Raw genomic sequence first — 17,129 nt, 5'->3', positions numbered from 1 at the left:
TACGTGTGTCCCCTTCGTCTAGTGGCCTAGGACACCGCCCTTTCACGGCGGTAACAGGGGTTCGAGTCCCCTAGGGGACGCCAATGCGGGAATAGCTCAGTTGGTAGAGCACGACCTTGCCAAGGTCGGGGTCGCGAGTTCGAGTCTCGTTTCCCGCTCCAGTTTTAAACGGCTTTGCTTTCGGGCAGGGCTGAGTGAAACCAGAACCAAATCTTCGGATGCGGATCTGGGCACCGAAACACACACCATGTGTTCCGGGCAGCGTGTCCCCTTCGTCTAGTGGCCTAGGACACCGCCCTTTCACGGCGGTAACAGGGGTTCGAGTCCCCTAGGGGACGCCATTTGCGGGAATAGCTCAGTTGGTAGAGCACGACCTTGCCAAGGTCGGGGTCGCGAGTTCGAGTCTCGTTTCCCGCTCCAAATTCAAAAAAAACGCCGCTCATTGAGCGGCGTTTTTTTATGCGCGTGAAAAAAAGCCGGCTCAACTCCCGAGGCTCTGCACCAGACTCTCGAGCACTTCTGCGGTTGTATCCTCCAGCGCCGGTTGTGCTGCTACGGCTCTAAGTTGGCAGGTCAAACGGTATTCGCTGGGCGTGCAGTTGACGAACTGCTTGAAGGCGCGAGCGAAGTAGGACGGGTCCTTGAAGCCGGCCTCATAGCCGATGCTGGTAATAGGCATCTGGCTATTGTCGAGCAGTTGCTTGGCGAAGCTCATGCGCTTGTTCAGGATGTAATCCGTGAAGCCAACGCCATTGGCTTCCTTGAACAGGCGGCTGAAGCGAAAGGTCGTCATACCGCAGCGCTTCGCCAAATCTCTCTGATCGATGCTGTCCCGAAAGTGCTGATCGATGTACAGCATCACGTTGCTCAGTGCCTGGTGTTTTTGGTGCCCCGAGGTCAGCCGGATGCTGTCCGGCAGGGTCGGGGAGTGATCGATCAGTGATGTCTGGCCCTGGCCGTTGGTATTTCGGCGCAACTCGCACAGCTGCACCACCGCTGTCAGATAGCGCTTCTTCTCTGCGGTCGAGAGCGGGAGGACCATGTATTCCCAGACACTGGAACGCATGGCCCAGACAGCCAGTTCTTCCGAGTGCTGCACGGTGAACATGGTGATCGGGATGGTGGGGGTGGTGCGTTTGATCTCTAGCAACAGCCTCAAGCCAGGGGTGTCGGGACGATCGAAATGGATGCAGATCATGTCTGCCTGTTCCCCGTGGGGCAACACGGAGTTTTTCGTCAATTTGCAGTCGCAGGTACCCTCGAACTGCGCGATGAGTTCCTTCGTGGAACGATCGTGAGTCAGATCGAACCACAGTAGCACTGGCCTTCTGGTCAAATTGGACGTCATGTCTCTACTCTGGGGTTCTTAGCGCCGCTCTTCGCTGAGTAGTATTGCTAACGTGCTATCACTTTGCAGACTAAATACTGATAAGAAAGACGAAAGTTAGCTCTATTCGCTCTATATGTTTCCTGAAGCCGGTCTAGGGCACTGTTTGTTGACGTGGCTTGGAACACCCGGTATCAACCGCTCGTCGCTTGTGAATCAATGCCAATCACCTTTGCCTGCCATCCCTCGTTTTGCCCCCTCTTGATACGTCTTCAAAAGCCAATGACCCGTATTTGGCACCCCCGCAAAAAAGTCCTAGTGATGTGCAAAATCTTCCTAACGCCCATGCCTTGCCACTGACTAGTGTTGCATCCAGGCAGAGCAGAACGCACTGCCTTCCGAAAAAACAACATTCGAGTGAGGTGGGCAAAATGATCATGCAAACAATCAAGGCTTCGGTAGTGAAGTTCGCCAAAGACGAAGACGGCCTGACCATTGTGGAGTACGCGGTGGCCGGTGGGCTGATTACGGTGGCCGTTGCCACAATGTTCGGTCTTTTGGGCACCGCCGTGAACGTCAGAATCACCGCGCTTTGCGCGGCGGTCAAAGGTGCTGCCTGCTGACAGGGCAACTCACGGAGGGGGGGGATGCGGCGACATCCATGGAGCAACTCAATGGACTTCGCACGGTCCCCACCAATGTACTTTCTGAGCTGTATCACCGCTGAAGTGAGGTACCCAAAATGAATCTGCAAACAATCACAACTTCGATAAACAAGTTCGCCAAAGATGAAGATGGCTTGACCATTGTGGAGTACGCGGTGGCCGGTGGGTTAGTGACAGTCGCTGTTGCCGCCATGTTCGTTCTTCTGGGCGGCGAAGTGAACACCAGGATCACAGCGCTGTGCGCCGCGGTCAAAGGTGCGGCCTGCTAACGATAGTCCCGGTAGGGGAGACGCGCCATGTCCATGGAATTGCTGGTGTCGACAGTTGTACTGCTAGGACTGCTGGGCGTCGCGGTGGTGAGCGATCTGCTTCGCCACCGTATTCCCAACATGCTGGTCCTGTTGGGGCTTGCCCTGGGATTGGTCAGTCAGACTTATTCAGGTGGTGTCAGCGGATTGAGTGACAGTCTGCTAGGTATGCTGATCTGTTTTGCGTTTTTTCTGCCCATGTACGCCTTTGGTGGCATGGCCGCCGGCGACGTCAAGTTAATGGCCATGGTCGGCAGTTTTTTACCGGTTCATTACGCGTTGTGGGCTGCAATGTTCAGCCTGATTGCCGGCGGCGTATGCGGTTTCCTGATTGTGCTGTTCCGCGGTCAATTACTTCAAACCCTGGGCCGCTATCGGCTGATGCTGAGGGCGCAGTCCTATCTGGCGCCTGCTTCGGATGAAGTAGCCGGTAAACCTTTTCCTTATTCGATCGCCATTCTGATCGGCACTTTAAACAGCGTCTACTGGCAACTCGTTGCTGGTGGAATGGGAGCTTAGTCATGCACGTCATCGTCGATAGTGATGCCTACCCCAGCGATCGGGAAGCGGTGCAACGACTGGCGCCTCAGCCATGCACAATCCGCGAGACCGGTCTGACAGACAGTTTTCTCGGTGAGTTGGTGTGCAAGCATCTGCATGACGCCGGCGTACTCGACATGCCGCGGCTGGTGGAACGCCTGGCGCTGACCGGCGCCGTGCTAGAAGAGGTCCTGGCGTTTCTGCGCAAGGACGGCCGTGTCGAAGTGCTTGGCCAGATGGGGCAAGCCAGTGGGCAGATGCTGCGTTATGGCCTGACCGAACGCGGTCGCAGTGCCGCCCGCGATGCCCTGTCACGCAGTGGCTACATCGGCGCGGCACCTTTCCCGGTGAGTACTTACCGTTCCCTGATCAAACTCCAGACCATTCACCATGGTCGCATCAACGCCAACGATATGCGCAACGCCCTTGCTGGTGTGGTGCTGACCGAAGGGATGCTTGATCAGTTGGGCGTGGCGCTGAACTCCGGGCGCGCAATCATGATTTATGGCCCCGCGGGTACCGGCAAGACGTATGTCAGCAGTCGGCTGATTCGTCTGTTCGCCGAGGCCATTTGGGTGCCTCATGCCATTGTCATCAACGAGTCGGTGATCGAGATCTATGACCCGCAGGTGCATCAGCGCCTGGATGATAACGGTCAACAGAACACTCTGATGCTCAACGAAGGGATCGACCGTCGACTGCTGTGCTGCAAACGCCCGATCGTCATTACGGGCGGTGAGTTGAGCATGGAGCAGCTGGACGTTCGCTATGACCCCTACACCCGTCAGTACCAGGCCGCCTTGCAGCTCAAGGCCAGCAATGGCCTGTTCATCATCGACGACATGGGACGCCAGCGCATGGCACCTGCCGAGCTGTTGAATCGCTGGATCGTACCGATGGAAGAGAAGCGCGATTTCATAAATCTGGGCGGTGGTCGACATTGCGAGCTGCCGTTCGATCTGATCCTGGTGTTTTCCACCAACCTCAATCCTCTGGAATTGGCCGATGAGGCCTTCCTTCGCCGGATTGGCTACAAGCTGCAATTCGGTTACCTGAAGCCTGAGGAGTACGAAAAGATCTGGCGTCAGGAAAGCGAGCGTCTGGGCATTCCTTTCGACCCGCTGCTGCTGCGTTATGTACTGCAAAGGCTTTATGCAAGTGAAGGCATGCCCCTGGTGCCTTGCCATCCCCGCGATCTCCTGAACATGGCACTCGACCGTCAGCGTTACCTGGGCGGTTCCGGGGCTCTGTCGCCACAGGAACTGGAATGGGCCTGGCACAACTACTTCGTCCAGCTCGACTTTCTTTGATACGGAGATACTGACATGAGCTCTCGTACTCTTACCCTGGTAGGCGTTTCCCTGGTCATGGGCCTTGGGGCTGCATGGATGGCTGACTCATGGCTGAGCGCCCGGCTCAATGCCAGCCCGGATGACCACCTTCGAAGCGTGGTGGTCGCCACGGTAGAAATTCCATTCGGGCAGATGGTCGAGGCCCAACAGGTCACGACCATGCGCATGCCCATGGACACGATTCCGGACGATGCCTTCGACTCCACCGACAAAGCAGTAGGCAAGATCGCAACGTTTGACATCCTGAAGGGCGACATCATGCGCGGCGCACGCCTGAGCGAGCACTTGGGTGGCAGCACCCTGGCCTCTCTGATTGCGACCGACAAACGTGCCATATCGGTCCGCGTGGACGATGTGGTCGGCGTGGGCGGGTTCCTCCTGCCAGGCAACCGGGTTGATGTGCTGGCGACCAAAACCACCAGTGCCGGCAGTAACAGTGCCGTGTCCAGGACCATCCTCGAGAACTTGCGGGTGTTGGCGGTGGACCAGACGGCAGGTACCGACAAGACCCAACCGGTGGTAGTGCGTGCAGTGACACTGGAGATGACGACCGCAGAGGCTGAAACCCTGGTCACGGCGCAAACGGAAGGGAAATTGCAACTGACCCTGCGCAACCCGCTGAACTCCGAGAAAAAAATCGCGGCCGTTGCACCTGTTGCGCCTGCCGCACCCGTCATGGCTGTGGCCACCGCCACGGTGCCAAAACGCGTGGTGCAGCGCAGCAGCGGCGAGAGTGGTGGGGCTATCACCATCATTCGCGGGATCGAAACCAAGGTAGTCAACATTCGCTGACAGGGCGCAACAGGTCCTGGACAACAGGTCTTGGCGGAGCCGATCCGGATCAGCATCGGCAAATGAGGGCTTGATGATGAATCTTCGTATTCAGCAGCCGTTCACTGCGACGCCAAGGCGCCAGGAAGGAGCGGTGAGTGTATTGATGGTGTTCGCGTTGGCGGCGATTGGGATGATGGCGGCGTTGGCCCTGGACGGCGGGCACATGTTGCTGAACAAAACGCGCCTGCAGAATGCGGTGGACGCCGCCGCCCTGAGTGGTGCCAAAACATTGAGTCAGGTGACGGGAGGGCTCAATTTCGCCAGTGCAACTCGGACCGCAGCGCTGTTTACGCTGCAGGCAAACGCCAGCGCTGCAGGCAACAACGAATTGGCCACGGCGGTCGCCGGCAACCCAGGCGCTTTTGCGACGGTGGAACTGTCCAGCAGCGTCTATGGCCCGTTCTCCTATCCCGGGCCGACGGATGCCAAATACGTTCGGGTATCGGTATCGAACTACAGCCTGATCGGTTTTTTCTGGAACTTCGCCCAGACAGTCGGCTCCAGCGGACTGGGGGGCAAAGCGGTAGCGGCGATCGCCACCGCTGGACCCAGCCCCACCAGTCCATGTGATCTCGCTCCGTTGATGATCTGTGGCGACGCGAGTCAATACGACCCGGACGCAGGCATGTTCTGGGGCTTTCAATTTGGTGATTTACAAGTATTGAAGACGGGTGCCGGCAATTCGTCTCCCATTGGCCCAGGCAACTTTCAGTTGCTCGATTTTGGTTCGGGCGGCAGTTCGGTCAGAGAAGACCTGGCCGGAGGCGGCTCTGTCTGCCGCAATGTGGGGGAAAATGTCCAGACCTCACCCGGCAACATGGTCGGCCCTGCGTCTCAAGGCTTGAATACGCGCTTTGGCATCTACAACGGCCCAGTCAGTGCCTCGAACTATCCGCCAGACCTGGTGACGTCATCGAGCAATCCCGCAATCACCTACAACGACTCGGTCACCCCCGCGCAGGCGTTTTACCAGGGGCAACCCGTCACCTCCAGCAGCGGCAATCTCACCGCGGGCAGCAACGCGATACAGGATTACAACGACTGGAAGGCGAGCGTGGCCGCGTGTGTGGCGGGAGCCGGCAGTGGCTGCCAGAGCAACGGGGTATTCGAGCGCCGGATGCTGAAAGTCGTTGTTGGCAATTGCACCGGCAAACAGGGCGGTTCAACCACGATCCCCGTCCTGGGCTTTGGTTGCTATTTCATTGTGCAGCCAATGAATAGCGGCGGCACGGAGGCGCAGATCTTCGGTCAGTTTGTGCGGGAGTGCGAAGGCGACAACGTGCCCAGCCCTTCGCCGGCAGACGATTCCGGCCCGCAGATCATCCAGCTCTACAAAACCTATCTCGGCATCGGCATTCCGAGCACTGACTCGTAGGAGGCGTCATGAGACTTCATACGTTTAAACGAGCGCAGGCCCAGCAAGGCGTGGCGCTGGTGGAGTTCACCCTGGTGCTGCCGGTGTTGCTCCTGCTGTTGCTGAGCCTCGGCGAGTTTGGCCGCATGCTTTACCAGTACAACGTACTGCTGCAAGCGAGCCGCGATGCCGACCGTTTTGTCGCCGGTCAAGCCTGGAACTCGACGCTTGGCACCGTCTCTTTGAGTAATGCGCTGCTGACCCAGACGAAAAACGTCGCGGTGTACGGCGTGCCTGCCAACACCGGCACCGCTGTGGTGTCAGGGTTGACGACCGCGAACGTAACAGTCGCCGCAGTGGGCATCGACCATGTACGGGTCACCATTACCTATAACTTCTGCCCGGTGATTGGCAGTGGCAATTGCGGCGGATCGATTCCAGGATTTTTTGGCAGTCAGATTGCGCTGAGCATTCCACTGGTCGCCACGACCGTCATGAGGGCACTGTAATGAACAAAAAAAATATGCAGGGCCTCTATGTCGTGGAGTTCGCCTTCGTTGGCCTGTTGATGTTCATCCTGCTGTTCGGCGTGGTGGAAATGGGCCGGGTGTACTTTACGGTCAATGCGCTGGATGAAGCCGCGCGACGTGGTGCGCGTCTGGCAGCGGTATGCAATATCAGCGATCCGGTGATCCTGCGGCGAGCGATCTTCAATGCCGCGGGCGACGCCGGTACAAGCCAGCTGATCACTGACCTGACCACCAGCAACCTGGTATTGACCTATCTGGACGAAAACGGTGCTGTGGTGGCCAACCCCTCCGACACGAGTGGGGTCAATGGATTCCGTGCCATCCGCTACGTCCAGCTGAGCCTGCAAAACTTCGTTTTCAACCTGTTTATTCCCGGGTTCGGCGTGCCCATTACCTTGCCCACATTCAGGGCAACGTTGCCACGCGAAAGCCTAGGACGTCATTCCGATTCCGGGGAGATCACACCATGCTGAATACCAAGGAAACTCCAGTCTCCAGCTCGACTGGCAAAGCCGGGCTCCGGTTGCTGATCAGCAGCCGTGACGCCACCTCTTTGCGCGATCTGCAGAGCGTCTGCCAGCGTATGCCGAGCCTTGAAGTGAGCACTCGCCTGGTGAGTAACGGGCATGTCGACCCGCTCTATGGTCTGGACCGGATGCCCGATCTGTTGCTGTTGCGCGTCAGCCACCTGTGGCGCGAAGAGCTGGCGGCGCTGTTGCTGCATCCGGCCCATGAGCGTCCGCCAATGTTGGTCTGCGGTCTGCTGAGCGAACAGGAAGGTATGCGTATGGCGATGCAGGCCGGCGCTCGTGACGTTTTGCCCGAACCCATCGCTGAGACAGAACTGGTCGCCGCGTTGAATCGTCTGGTCACGGAGGTCCGGACCGGCAGTGGGGCAGAAGGGAAGCTGATCGCCGTGATGAGCGCCAAGGGCGGCTCCGGCGGAACCCTGGTGGCCTGCAACCTGGCTCAGCAGCTCAGTGCCAGGGGCGGCAGTACCCTGTTGCTGGACATGGACCTGCAATTTGGCAGCGTGACGCATTACCTGGATGTGGCGCAGTCGCACAGCCATCTCGAGGTGTTGCATCAAATCGATGGCATGGACAGCGTCGCGCTACGCGGTTTTTGCAGTCACTTCAGCCCCACCCTGCATGTGCTGGGTGGCCGGGCCGGTGAGCTGTGTCTGCCGCAAGATGCCCAACCCGAGCAACTTGACACCCTGTTGCAATTGGCCCGCGCCAGCTACGACTGGGTGGTGATCGACCTGCCGCGACAAATCGACCACCTCACCGGCTCCGTGCTGGAACAGGTGGATCGTGTGTACGTGGTGGTGCAGCAGAGCGTCAGCCATCTGCGCGATGCCAGCGCCCTGGTGCGGATTCTTCGCGATGACCTGGGCGTGCGCGGGGATCAATTGCAAATAGTGGTCAACCGCTATGACAAGGCGGGAGCGATCAGCCTCAAAGACATTGGCGAGGCACTACGCTGCACCAATCTGTCGAAATTACCCAACGACTTCAACCTGGTCAGCCAGAGTCAGAACACTGGCGTGCCGTTGGGGCTGCATGCGCCGAGGGCAGCGATCACTGCCGCACTGCGCGACATGACCGAGGACCTGGTCGGTCAACAGGTGGCCGGGAACAAAGGCTTACTCAAACGCGCCTTCAACCGTTTTTTCGGGGGATGACCCATGATCAGCGACTTTCGTAACCGCTTGCGCAAACAGTCCGGTAAACCCGCCGCTCAGACTGGCGACGAACTGGATCCGGCAGAGGAAATAATGGCGTGGGAGCGTGTAACACCGGACGTTCTTTACGAAACCAGAAGCCAAGTCACCCCGGTGGAGGCCGAGTGGCGGGAAAAGATCTACCAGCAGTTGCTCAAGGTCATGGACCTGTCCTTGCTGGACTCCCTTGAACAGGCCGAGGCCACGCGGCAGATTCGCGATATCTGCCAGCGCCTGCTCGAAGAGCATTCGGCGCCGGTGAGTACCACCAGCCGTCAGTTGATCATCAAGCAGATCACCGACGAGGTGCTCGGCCTGGGTCCCCTGGAACCGTTGCTGGCCGATCACAGCGTGTCGGATATTCTGGTCAACGGCCATGCCTCGGTCTATGTCGAGCGCTTCGGCAAACTGCAACGGACCGATGTACGCTTTCGCGATGATCAGCATCTGCTGAACATCATCGACCGCATTGTGTCCAGCCTGGGTCGGCGTATCGACGAGTCTTCGCCGCTGGTGGATGCCCGGCTCAAGGACGGTTCGCGGGTCAACGCAATTATCCCGCCGCTGGCCATCGACGGTCCGAGCATGTCGATTCGCCGCTTTGCGGTGGACCTGCTCAATACCGACAGCCTGATCTCCGTGGGGACGTTAACCCCGGCCATTGCCCTGCTGCTCAAGGCGATTGTCCGTGGACGCTTGAACGTGTTGATTTCCGGCGGTACCGGCAGCGGTAAAACCACCATGCTCAACGTGCTGTCCAGTTTCATTCCACAGAACGAGCGGATCGTCACCATCGAAGATTCGGCTGAACTGCAACTGCAGCAACCCCACGTGGTGCGCCTGGAAACCCGGCCTTCGAATATCGAGGGGCGAGGTGAGGTGAGTCAGCGGGAATTGGTGCGCAACAGCCTGCGGATGCGTCCGGACCGCATTGTCATCGGCGAAGTGCGCGGCGCCGAGGCGCTGGACATGCTGACAGCGATGAACACCGGTCACGACGGTTCGTTGACCACCATCCACGCCAACACCGCGCGCGACGCGTTGGGGCGAATCGAGAACATGGTCTCGATGACCGGGGCCACCTTCCCGATCAAGGCCATGCGGCAGCAGATCGCTTCGGCCATTGATGTGGTGATCCAGCTGGAACGTCAGGAGGACGGCAAGCGCCGGCTGGTCAGCGTGCAAGAGATCAACGGCATGGAAGGCGAGGTCATCACCATGACCGAAATCTTCTCCTTTGCGCGTCAAGGCATGGGCGAAAACGGCGAAGTGCTCGGCGATTATCGCCCCAGCGGCATGATCCCGGCCTTCCGCGATGTACTGGCCAAGCGCGGCATCGAGTTGCCGCTTAACATGTTCAGGCCTGAATGGATGGAGGCACGGCAGTCATGAACAATATTCCCAGTGAATTCATTCTGATGTTCCTCGGCATGGTATTTATTGCCGTGTTCCTCTTGTCCCAGGGCGTGGTGGTGCCGGTATTCGGTGAAGCCGGCAAGATGCGCAAGCGCATCCGCGGCCGTTTGCATGTACTGGAGAAAGCCAACAATCTGCCCAACATGCAGACGGTGTTGCGGCAGAAATACCTGACGCGTTTGTCGCCACTGGAGGCCATGCTCGAGCAGTTGCCTTTTATGTCGAACCTGACACAGATGATCGAACAGGCGGGACATGAATATCGTGCTTATCGGGTGATATTGCTCGGGCTGTTCCTGGGGGCCTGTGCGGGTATCTCGATCCTGATGCTCTCGTCGGTCTGGTGGATGGCGCTGCTGGTGGCCTTCGCGGTGTTCTGGATACCTCTGCTGAAAATCTCTCGTGACCGCGGCAAACGTTTCGCTCAGTTTGAGGAAGGCCTGCCGGATGCGCTGGATGCCATGTGCCGGGCCCTGCGCGCCGGGCATCCGTTCAACGAAACCCTGCGCCTGGTCGCCGAAGAGCACAAGGGACCGGTCGCCCATGAATTCGGCCTGACCTTCGCCGATATCAACTATGGCAACGATGTGCGCCGGGCCATGCTTGGCCTGCTGGAAAGGATGCCGAGCATGACGGTAATGATGCTGGTGACCTCGATCCTTATCCACCGTGAGACCGGCGGCAATTTGACCGAAGTGCTGGAACGTCTGAGCCGACTGATCCGAGGGCGCTTCCGCTTTCAGCGCAAGATCAAAACCCTGTCGGCGGAAGGGCGCATGTCGGCCTGGGTGCTGGTGGCGATCCCCTTCGTGCTGGCCGTTGCGATTGTGTTCACAAGCCCCAGCTACATGCCTGTGCTGTTCAATGATCCCATTGGCCACAAGCTGATCATCGGGGCTTTCTGCGCCATGTTGATCGGGATTTTCTGGATAAAAAAAATCATCCGGATTCAGGTTTAAGCGGTATTCGCTACCGGGAGGTATAGGTCATGGACTTTTTACTCGGGTTGTTCAGTCGGATTACGGGGAACGAAGAGCTGGCGCGCCTATTGTTTATCGGCGTGGTCGGTATTAGTGCGGTGCTTGCGGCTAGCGCCGTGATTTTGCTGATGTTGGGTCTTCAGGACCCTGTGCAGCGTCGCTTGGCGCTGATCAAGCGTGGTCATTCAGGCAGCTCGGCCGGGCAGGAAGCTCCGGGTAATCTGCAGCTGTTGCTGGAGCGGGTCGGTCAGCGTTTTGCCTCGACCGAATCGGCTAAAACCTCTGTCACCCAGACCCTGTTGACACACGCGGGGTACCGTTCCTCTTCGGCGGTGCAGATGTACTGGGCGGTGCGCTTGATGTTACCGCTGTTGTTGGTCGGCCTTACATTGCTGCTATTGCCCATGATCCCCGGGGTTTCACTGAACATTGGCCTGGTGTTGGTGCTCATGGCGGCCGGTATAGGATGGTTGCTGCCGGCACTGTATGTCGGCAAGCGCAAAGAGGCACGACAAGGGCGGCTGCGTGCCGCGTTTCCAGATGCGCTGGATCTGATGGTGGTCTGCGTGGAGTCGGGCCTGGCCCTGCCCACGACCATCGAGCGGGTGGCTGAAGAGATGTCGGTCAGTCAGGTTGAACTGGCTGAAGAACTGGCCTTGGTCAATGCGCAAATCCGCGCGGGCATTTCCAGTACCGAGGCGCTTAAGCAACTGGCTGTGCGCACCGGCCTGGAGGACGTACAAGGATTGGTCAGCCTGTTGGCGCAGAGCATCCGCTTTGGTACCAGTGTGGCCGATACCCTGCGCATCTATGCCGATGAGTTCAGAGATCGGCGTACGCAGGCCGCCGAAGAAATGGGGGCGAAAATCGGCACCAAGCTGATATTCCCACTGATTTTCTGCCTGTGGCCGAGCTTCTTCCTGGTCGCCATCGGCCCAGCCATGATTGGCGTGTTCAGAGCCTTCGGAAATATGTGAGAGCAACGGGTGGAGGCTATCGAGTCAGATGGCCTCGCCACCCGAACCTGATCTGCACTTTCCTGCCATAGGTTTACACATCCCCTGTAGGAGCTGCCGAAGGCTGTGATCTTTTGATTTTTCTGGCAGGCAATTCGTTGCCCAAGCCTCTGAATCAAAAGATCGCAGCCTTCGGCAGCTCCTACAGGGATTTGCGTATATCTGTTAATAACGACCTGGCGCTGATTGTCGCGATATGCTCGGTGACCGGCAGGTCGTGGCAGAAGCAATAGTTACCAGCCCCCCTTCAAGGAGCACCGCGGGTCAAGCGTAGGAGCTGGCGAAGCCTGCGATCTTTTGATTTTGATGGCCGAGGGATTGCTTAAGAGCAAAAGATTCTTCCGAACGTGGCCCGAGCCTTCGTCAGCTCCTACGGGGGAATCCGGGCAGGATTGGAAAATGTGGATATCAATCTTTTCTGCATACGTCATTAAGCCCGGCTTGCAGCCAGGCTTACTCTGGACGATGCCAGAGGCTGATCACCCATTGACGTATTTCAGTTGCTGCCGCTGGCGGCGTCGCCGCCTACATCCTGGTCAAAAAACTCCGGAATCGGGTAGAGGAAGCTGTTCAGCCAACGCTGCATGGCCAGGTCACGTTCGGTGGCCGAAGCGGTTTGCAGTTTTGGCGAAGCAACGATGCCGCGAATCTGTAGCTGCATCCACTGCTCGGTGCCTTTTTGCTCCTTCGAAGAGGGGCCCGGTTCAATAGCCCAGGCACTGGTGGACAGGCAAGCCATGCACACGATCAACAGCCTCTTGGTATTCATCTCGACTCCTCGTACGTTTTACTTGGTCGCACTGGATGAGGCAGCGGCTACCTCAGTTCTGCGATTCCCCTCGGATGCCACTGCTTTTTTAGCAGAAGCCTTGAGTTTTTCCGCGCGGGTTTGAGCCTCTGCGACTTGCTGAGGGCTTAAGCTGGCGCGGGTCACGAGTTCGGAAGCTGCCTTCCAGTTATCCTGATAGATCAGCAGCGTCACCATATTGAGTGCCGCCAGCGTATTGGATTGCTTGAGCTCCATGGAGGTCATGAACTCAAAGCGTGCTTCAGGGATCCGTCGCTGATTGAGGTAGACCACCCCCAGGTCATTGCGCATCCTGTCGTCGGTGGGGGCCATCTTCACCGCACGCTCAAGGTGAGTGGTAGCGTTGGCGTAATCATTTTTGGCCGCGGCCAACTGGCCCAAGCCATGTTCCCCGTCAGCGGCCATACAGGTGCCGAGCAAGCTTTGATACAACGGCCCCGCCTCGTTACGCCCCATCAAGCGCAGCACCCGGGCCTTGCGCAGGCGAACCTGAACCAGGTTGTCGGGCAAACCTTCAAGATTCGCCAGGCTGGCATACAAACGGCCGTCGTTGGCCATGTTGTCGGCCAGACTCAGGGCCAACTCTTGATCCGAATCGGGCTTGGCACAGACAGGAGGTCGCGACACACCATTAGTGGCACAACCTGCGAGCATTAATGTCGCCATTATTGCAATGACTGCTTTCATCGAATGCCCTTTGGCTACAACACGTTGAACGCCTGGCCAATGGCAAGAAAGCTGGCCCGGCAAACGCTCAAGGTCACCGTTAGGAGTGAGGGCGAGGCCAGTCTGATTCAGGCTCATTGCGAGAGCCCGGAGCGACTGTCGAAATCGCCATTTTCGAGGAAGAACATACGGTAGAAGTTCGGGTCGTAATTGCGCAGCTGTTCGCCAGGCAACGACGGTAGTTGTGCGTTGGCAGCCAGTGGCTGGACCAGGTGTGGGGTGACGATCATCAGCAGTTCACGCTCTTCACGGTTGACGCTGTTGTCGCGGAAGAACGCCCCCAGAATCGGGATATCGCCCAGCCCCGGAAACTTGTTCACCTGGGAACTGTTGCGGGTGCTGATCAGGCCGCTGATGACGAAGCTTTCGCCGTCGGCCAGGGAGATGCTGGTGTCGGTACGTCGAATGGTCAGCGCCGGAACGATGGTGCCGGCGATGCTCACGGCGTTGGTGAAGTCCAGTTCACTGACTTCCGGTGCCACCTTCAGCGCGATACGGTTTTTCCCGATGATGGTCGGCGTCAGGGTCAGGCGGATACCGAATTCCTTGTACTCGATGGACACGTTATCGCTGCCGGAACTGGGCACTGGAATCGGCACTTCACCACCGGCCAGGAAGCTCGCACTCTGCCCGCTGAGCGCTACCAGGCTTGGCCGTGCCAGGGTGTAGGCGAAACCGCTGCCTTCCAGTGCGTTGATCGACACTAGAGTATCGCTGGACGCAAAAGCGAAGTTGAACATGCCGTTGTTCACCGGCACCGACGGCGTGACAATGCCGCCGACGGTGGGCAAGGTTCTCGGTGAGCCGAACAGGAAGTTGCCTTGGCGGCCAAAAATCGAGGCATTGGCTTCCTTGAGTTTGGTCCGGCTGACTTCAACGAAGCGGATGTCGGTTTGCACCTGGATCGGCAACAGCGGGTCTTCGGAAGGCACTGTCGAGACGCTGGTGAGCGCCGCGGTGGCCTTGCCCTTGACGAACACCATGCTTTGGCGCGGCGTTGTCGAACAGGCGGTCCAGACCATCAGGCTGGTGGTCCCCGGCGCCATACCGGTGAGTAAGAAGGCATTGGGGTTGTTGCCGCTGGGTTGCACGTCGGCGATTTTCGGATCGCCGACTGCCAGCTGTGTCACCGGGACGGGGACGCGCAGTTCATTCTGGAGCCCCTGACCGACCTCAAACGTTGTCGGCATATTATCCAGTTGAGAACAATTGGCCGGCGCGGCCTGAGCCGCATTCACGCTGAGGCCCGTCCAGAACAGGCCATGGATAATTCGCTTGAAAGCGGGCACGGTACGATAGCTCATTAAGTGCATCCTCGCTGAATAGGCCATCTTTGAGGCGAACTGGGTTGCCTCGGATCACTACAAGGGGCCTTGTTCGGCCCTCTACCCCGCCAGACCCCTGACTAATGGCCCCGGCAATATTCCGTGGTGCTACATGCAAGCAGGTGCAATACGCTGGTCTGACTGAACAGCGAGCGACCTTCGCAATAACGGTTTTTAGTGATCCAGATACCTGAGCTGTCGACCCGAGCGATAGGCACAGGCTCGACAGCAACAGCAGCTAAAGACGGCACTTTGCGCCGACCTGACTCCCCTAAAAAGCAACCGGCAATCAAAGCAAAGAGCCGGAAAATGCTTGCCAGGACCATAGTGAGGTAACTCCTTTTGCCATTCCGCTATCTGATCGCTGAACCTAACGTGCAATTTCAAACCGTTATGTCTTCTTCTTGTTTGAAAGGTAGTTCAACCAAGGCAAAGCGCCACGCCTTGAACGAAAACTTTCGATACATGTGCCGGTTTTTTTTCTGAAAGCCACGGTCAGGCCACGCAAACATTGGTAATGCGCCGGATGCTGATGAAATAAGGGGTGCTTTACGGTTCCGCGAGTTTTTCTAGGGGGTTTGCGCTGCATATTTCACAAAAACGCCACTCATTGAGTGGCGTTTTCAGGCGTGCCGGTTTGTACTTTTCGAATGCAGACCAATCATAACAATGGCATCTGGCGGGATATGACAAGGAAGCTGAATACGACTGATTGTGTAGTTCTACACCTGCGAAGTGCAGGTTGGAGTATTGGACGTAACGTACTGGATCACCTCTTCAAGCGTGTCTATGTCAGGAACATTGTTCACTAATGCTTGCGAACTGCACCATGGGTAATCCAGATGCGATACCCACTTCATGATGCAGTGCAGATCAGTCGCCGGCAGGGTTTTCATGTGCTCAATGGTGATAGTGAGCCTCTCGACAAGCCCCGACTCGGGGCTGAACTGCCACTCATACAGACCGCAACCGACTCGGGCTTCACCGGAGCTCTTGTCGGACATGCCGACCAGCCATTTGCACTGGAATGCTCTGGCCTGCGGTTCAGGTGGGAGTCCCAGGCAAAAGGTATAGACGTTTTCGAAGGTCTGGCCGAATCGCCTGACCAGCACATCGCCGATAGGCCCAAGGCCTTCAACGTGGGGTGGAAATGAGATAGACCCGGTGTGCACGACCATGTCCAGTATCGCGTCTGGCGCAAAAGCCTGGGGTAACAAATGTGGGCGGTTACCGTCCTTGGCTTTTATGTACTGTTGAATCGATAGTTGAGCAGTGTTCATTGTTTGTCCGTGGCATCCCTATCAGGTTGAGAGCAGTCCAATCCAAGGCTCACGTAACTATTCCACGTGAACCCGCACTCATTTACAAAGCGCTATTCCACACATCAGTTACCAGCATACAGCCGGGGGCGTGGGTGATGCACAGCGGCGGACGTGAAGTTTGCACCACCGATTGTGGGGTCACACCGCAGGCCCAGAATACCGGGATTTCATCGGCTTCGACCGGCACGGCATCGCCGTAGTCCGGGCTGCTGAGTGAATCGATGCCGATCAGCGCCGGATCACCGATGTGCACGGGCGCGCCGTGGACGTTGGGCATGCGTGCGGTGATCTGGATCGCCTGGATCGCCGCGGCGGCCTTCATCGGGCGCATGCTCACCACCAGCTTGCCGCTCAGGCGCGCGGTAGGGCGGGTGTCTATGTTCGTCCGGTACATGGCGACATTGCGCCCCAGATCGATGTGCCTGAGGGCGATGCCGGCATCCAGCAGCGGTTGTTCGAAGGAGAACGAGCAACCGATGGCGAAGGCCACCAGATCGTTCTGCCACACATGCTCGATATCCGACGGTTCTTCGCTCAGTTCGCCATGGCGATAGACCCTGTATCGGGACACCTCGTGGCGGATATCAATGGCTGTGCCGAGATTGCGAAAATACGGATCACCCGGTTCGGTAACGTCGAGCACCGGGCAAGCCTGTCGATTGAGCGTGCAATACCGGAGAAACTCGTTAGCCCAATCATTGGGCAGAATCACGATATTGGCTTGCACCCGACCTTGGGCCAAGCCGCTGGTGTGGCCCTGATATTGTCCGGCAGCGATGTATTGGCGCAGGGCCAGTGGAGCGCTGTGCCTCAGTTGTTCGAAAGACAGGGTGGGTTGGCTCATCACGGCATCTCTTCAGGTTCGATGACCCTTTTTAGAAAACCATGACGATGGCGTCC

Annotated in this window: 18 protein-coding genes and 4 tRNA genes; 16 read left to right on the top strand and 6 right to left on the bottom strand. The window is 57.9% G+C overall.

Features of this window, described 5'->3' with window-relative positions; genetic code table 11:
- Positions 1-7: 7 nt before the first annotated feature.
- From F6R97_RS08685 to F6R97_RS08670, 4 genes are all read left to right on the top strand, one after another.
- Positions 8-83 (top strand) — tRNA-Glu (locus F6R97_RS08685).
- Between the two features lie 2 nt (positions 84-85).
- Positions 86-161, top strand: a tRNA-Gly gene (locus F6R97_RS08680).
- A 104-nt stretch (positions 162-265) separates the two neighbouring features.
- Positions 266-341 (top strand) — tRNA-Glu (locus tag F6R97_RS08675).
- 3 nt (positions 342-344) lie between these two features.
- Positions 345-420 (top strand) — tRNA-Gly (locus tag F6R97_RS08670).
- Between the two features lie 61 nt (positions 421-481).
- Here the strand turns inward: F6R97_RS08670 and F6R97_RS08665 are convergent.
- Positions 482-1,348 carry an AraC family transcriptional regulator gene (locus F6R97_RS08665; protein WP_048395757.1) on the bottom strand — a complete coding sequence of 289 codons (867 nt, stop codon included), beginning with the start codon at positions 1,346-1,348 and terminating at the stop codon, positions 482-484.
- A gap of 410 nt (positions 1,349-1,758) precedes the next feature.
- On the opposite strand from F6R97_RS08665, the gene F6R97_RS08660 reads away from it, so the two are divergent.
- From F6R97_RS08660 to F6R97_RS08605, 12 genes are all read left to right on the top strand, one after another.
- Entirely contained in the window at positions 1,759-1,950 is a 192-nt protein-coding gene (locus tag F6R97_RS08660) for a Flp family type IVb pilin (protein ID WP_048395758.1), read from the top strand.
- A 119-nt stretch (positions 1,951-2,069) separates the two neighbouring features.
- Positions 2,070-2,261 carry a Flp family type IVb pilin gene (locus tag F6R97_RS08655; protein WP_048395760.1) on the top strand — a complete coding sequence of 64 codons (192 nt, stop codon included), beginning with the start codon at positions 2,070-2,072 and terminating at the stop codon, positions 2,259-2,261.
- Between the two features lie 27 nt (positions 2,262-2,288).
- On the top strand, positions 2,289-2,819 hold the full coding sequence (locus tag F6R97_RS08650) for a prepilin peptidase (protein ID WP_048395762.1): 531 nt from the start codon (positions 2,289-2,291) through the stop codon (positions 2,817-2,819).
- A gap of 2 nt (positions 2,820-2,821) precedes the next feature.
- Positions 2,822-4,150 carry an ATPase AAA gene (locus F6R97_RS08645; RefSeq protein WP_048395763.1) on the top strand — a complete coding sequence of 443 codons (1,329 nt, stop codon included), beginning with the start codon at positions 2,822-2,824 and terminating at the stop codon, positions 4,148-4,150.
- Between the two features lie 15 nt (positions 4,151-4,165).
- Positions 4,166-4,984 (top strand): Flp pilus assembly protein CpaB, encoded by an 819-nt coding sequence (gene cpaB, locus F6R97_RS08640; protein ID WP_048395765.1) that lies wholly within the window; start codon positions 4,166-4,168, stop codon positions 4,982-4,984.
- Between the two features lie 73 nt (positions 4,985-5,057).
- Positions 5,058-6,401: a TadE/TadG family type IV pilus assembly protein gene (locus tag F6R97_RS08635; RefSeq protein WP_048395767.1), complete on the top strand. Its 1,344-nt coding sequence runs from the start codon at positions 5,058-5,060 to the stop codon at positions 6,399-6,401.
- Between the two features lie 8 nt (positions 6,402-6,409).
- Positions 6,410-6,889: a TadE/TadG family type IV pilus assembly protein gene (locus F6R97_RS08630; RefSeq protein ID WP_048395770.1), complete on the top strand. Its 480-nt coding sequence runs from the start codon at positions 6,410-6,412 to the stop codon at positions 6,887-6,889.
- The gene (locus F6R97_RS08625) at positions 6,889-7,383 is read left to right on the top strand and encodes a TadE family protein (protein ID WP_048395771.1); all 495 of its coding nucleotides are present in this window, start codon (positions 6,889-6,891) and stop codon (positions 7,381-7,383) included. The genes F6R97_RS08630 and F6R97_RS08625 overlap by 1 nt, the downstream gene beginning before the upstream one ends.
- Positions 7,377-8,597 carry an AAA family ATPase gene (locus F6R97_RS08620; RefSeq protein ID WP_048395773.1) on the top strand — a complete coding sequence of 407 codons (1,221 nt, stop codon included), beginning with the start codon at positions 7,377-7,379 and terminating at the stop codon, positions 8,595-8,597. The genes F6R97_RS08625 and F6R97_RS08620 overlap by 7 nt, the downstream gene beginning before the upstream one ends.
- A 3-nt stretch (positions 8,598-8,600) precedes the next feature.
- Complete coding sequence (locus tag F6R97_RS08615; protein WP_048395775.1) at positions 8,601-10,028, top strand: CpaF family protein; 1,428 nt, start codon at positions 8,601-8,603, stop codon at positions 10,026-10,028.
- Positions 10,025-11,011, top strand: a complete 987-nt coding sequence (locus F6R97_RS08610; protein ID WP_048395776.1) for a type II secretion system F family protein — start codon at positions 10,025-10,027, stop codon at positions 11,009-11,011. The genes F6R97_RS08615 and F6R97_RS08610 overlap by 4 nt, the downstream gene beginning before the upstream one ends.
- Before the next feature lie 29 nt (positions 11,012-11,040).
- Positions 11,041-12,009 (top strand): type II secretion system F family protein, encoded by a 969-nt coding sequence (locus F6R97_RS08605; protein ID WP_048395778.1) that lies wholly within the window; start codon positions 11,041-11,043, stop codon positions 12,007-12,009.
- Positions 12,010-12,544: 535 nt separating this feature from the next.
- On the opposite strand, the gene F6R97_RS08600 is transcribed toward F6R97_RS08605, so the two are convergent.
- The 5 genes from F6R97_RS08600 to F6R97_RS08580 form a co-directional block, all read right to left on the bottom strand.
- Positions 12,545-12,817 carry a DUF3613 domain-containing protein gene (locus F6R97_RS08600; RefSeq protein WP_048395780.1) on the bottom strand — a complete coding sequence of 91 codons (273 nt, stop codon included), beginning with the start codon at positions 12,815-12,817 and terminating at the stop codon, positions 12,545-12,547.
- Positions 12,818-12,835: 18 nt separating this feature from the next.
- Positions 12,836-13,543 (bottom strand): tetratricopeptide repeat protein, encoded by a 708-nt coding sequence (locus F6R97_RS08595; protein WP_038982061.1) that lies wholly within the window; start codon positions 13,541-13,543, stop codon positions 12,836-12,838.
- Between the two features lie 113 nt (positions 13,544-13,656).
- On the bottom strand, positions 13,657-14,886 hold the full coding sequence (locus F6R97_RS08590; RefSeq protein WP_038982062.1) for a type II and III secretion system protein family protein: 1,230 nt from the start codon (positions 14,884-14,886) through the stop codon (positions 13,657-13,659).
- A gap of 743 nt (positions 14,887-15,629) precedes the next feature.
- Positions 15,630-16,187: a hypothetical protein gene (locus F6R97_RS08585; RefSeq protein WP_048395784.1), complete on the bottom strand. Its 558-nt coding sequence runs from the start codon at positions 16,185-16,187 to the stop codon at positions 15,630-15,632.
- Positions 16,188-16,269: 82 nt separating this feature from the next.
- On the bottom strand, positions 16,270-17,073 hold the full coding sequence (locus tag F6R97_RS08580) for a putative hydro-lyase (protein WP_050681867.1): 804 nt from the start codon (positions 17,071-17,073) through the stop codon (positions 16,270-16,272).
- Between the last annotated feature and the right edge of the window lie 56 nt (positions 17,074-17,129).

Origin of the sequence: Pseudomonas sp. JV414 (assembly GCF_032424305.1) — a bacterium.
GTDB classification, from domain to species: domain Bacteria; phylum Pseudomonadota; class Gammaproteobacteria; order Pseudomonadales; family Pseudomonadaceae; genus Aquipseudomonas; species Aquipseudomonas lini.
Note: the sequence above shows the minus strand (reverse complement) of the source record. Positions and strands in the feature narration are given on the sequence as shown.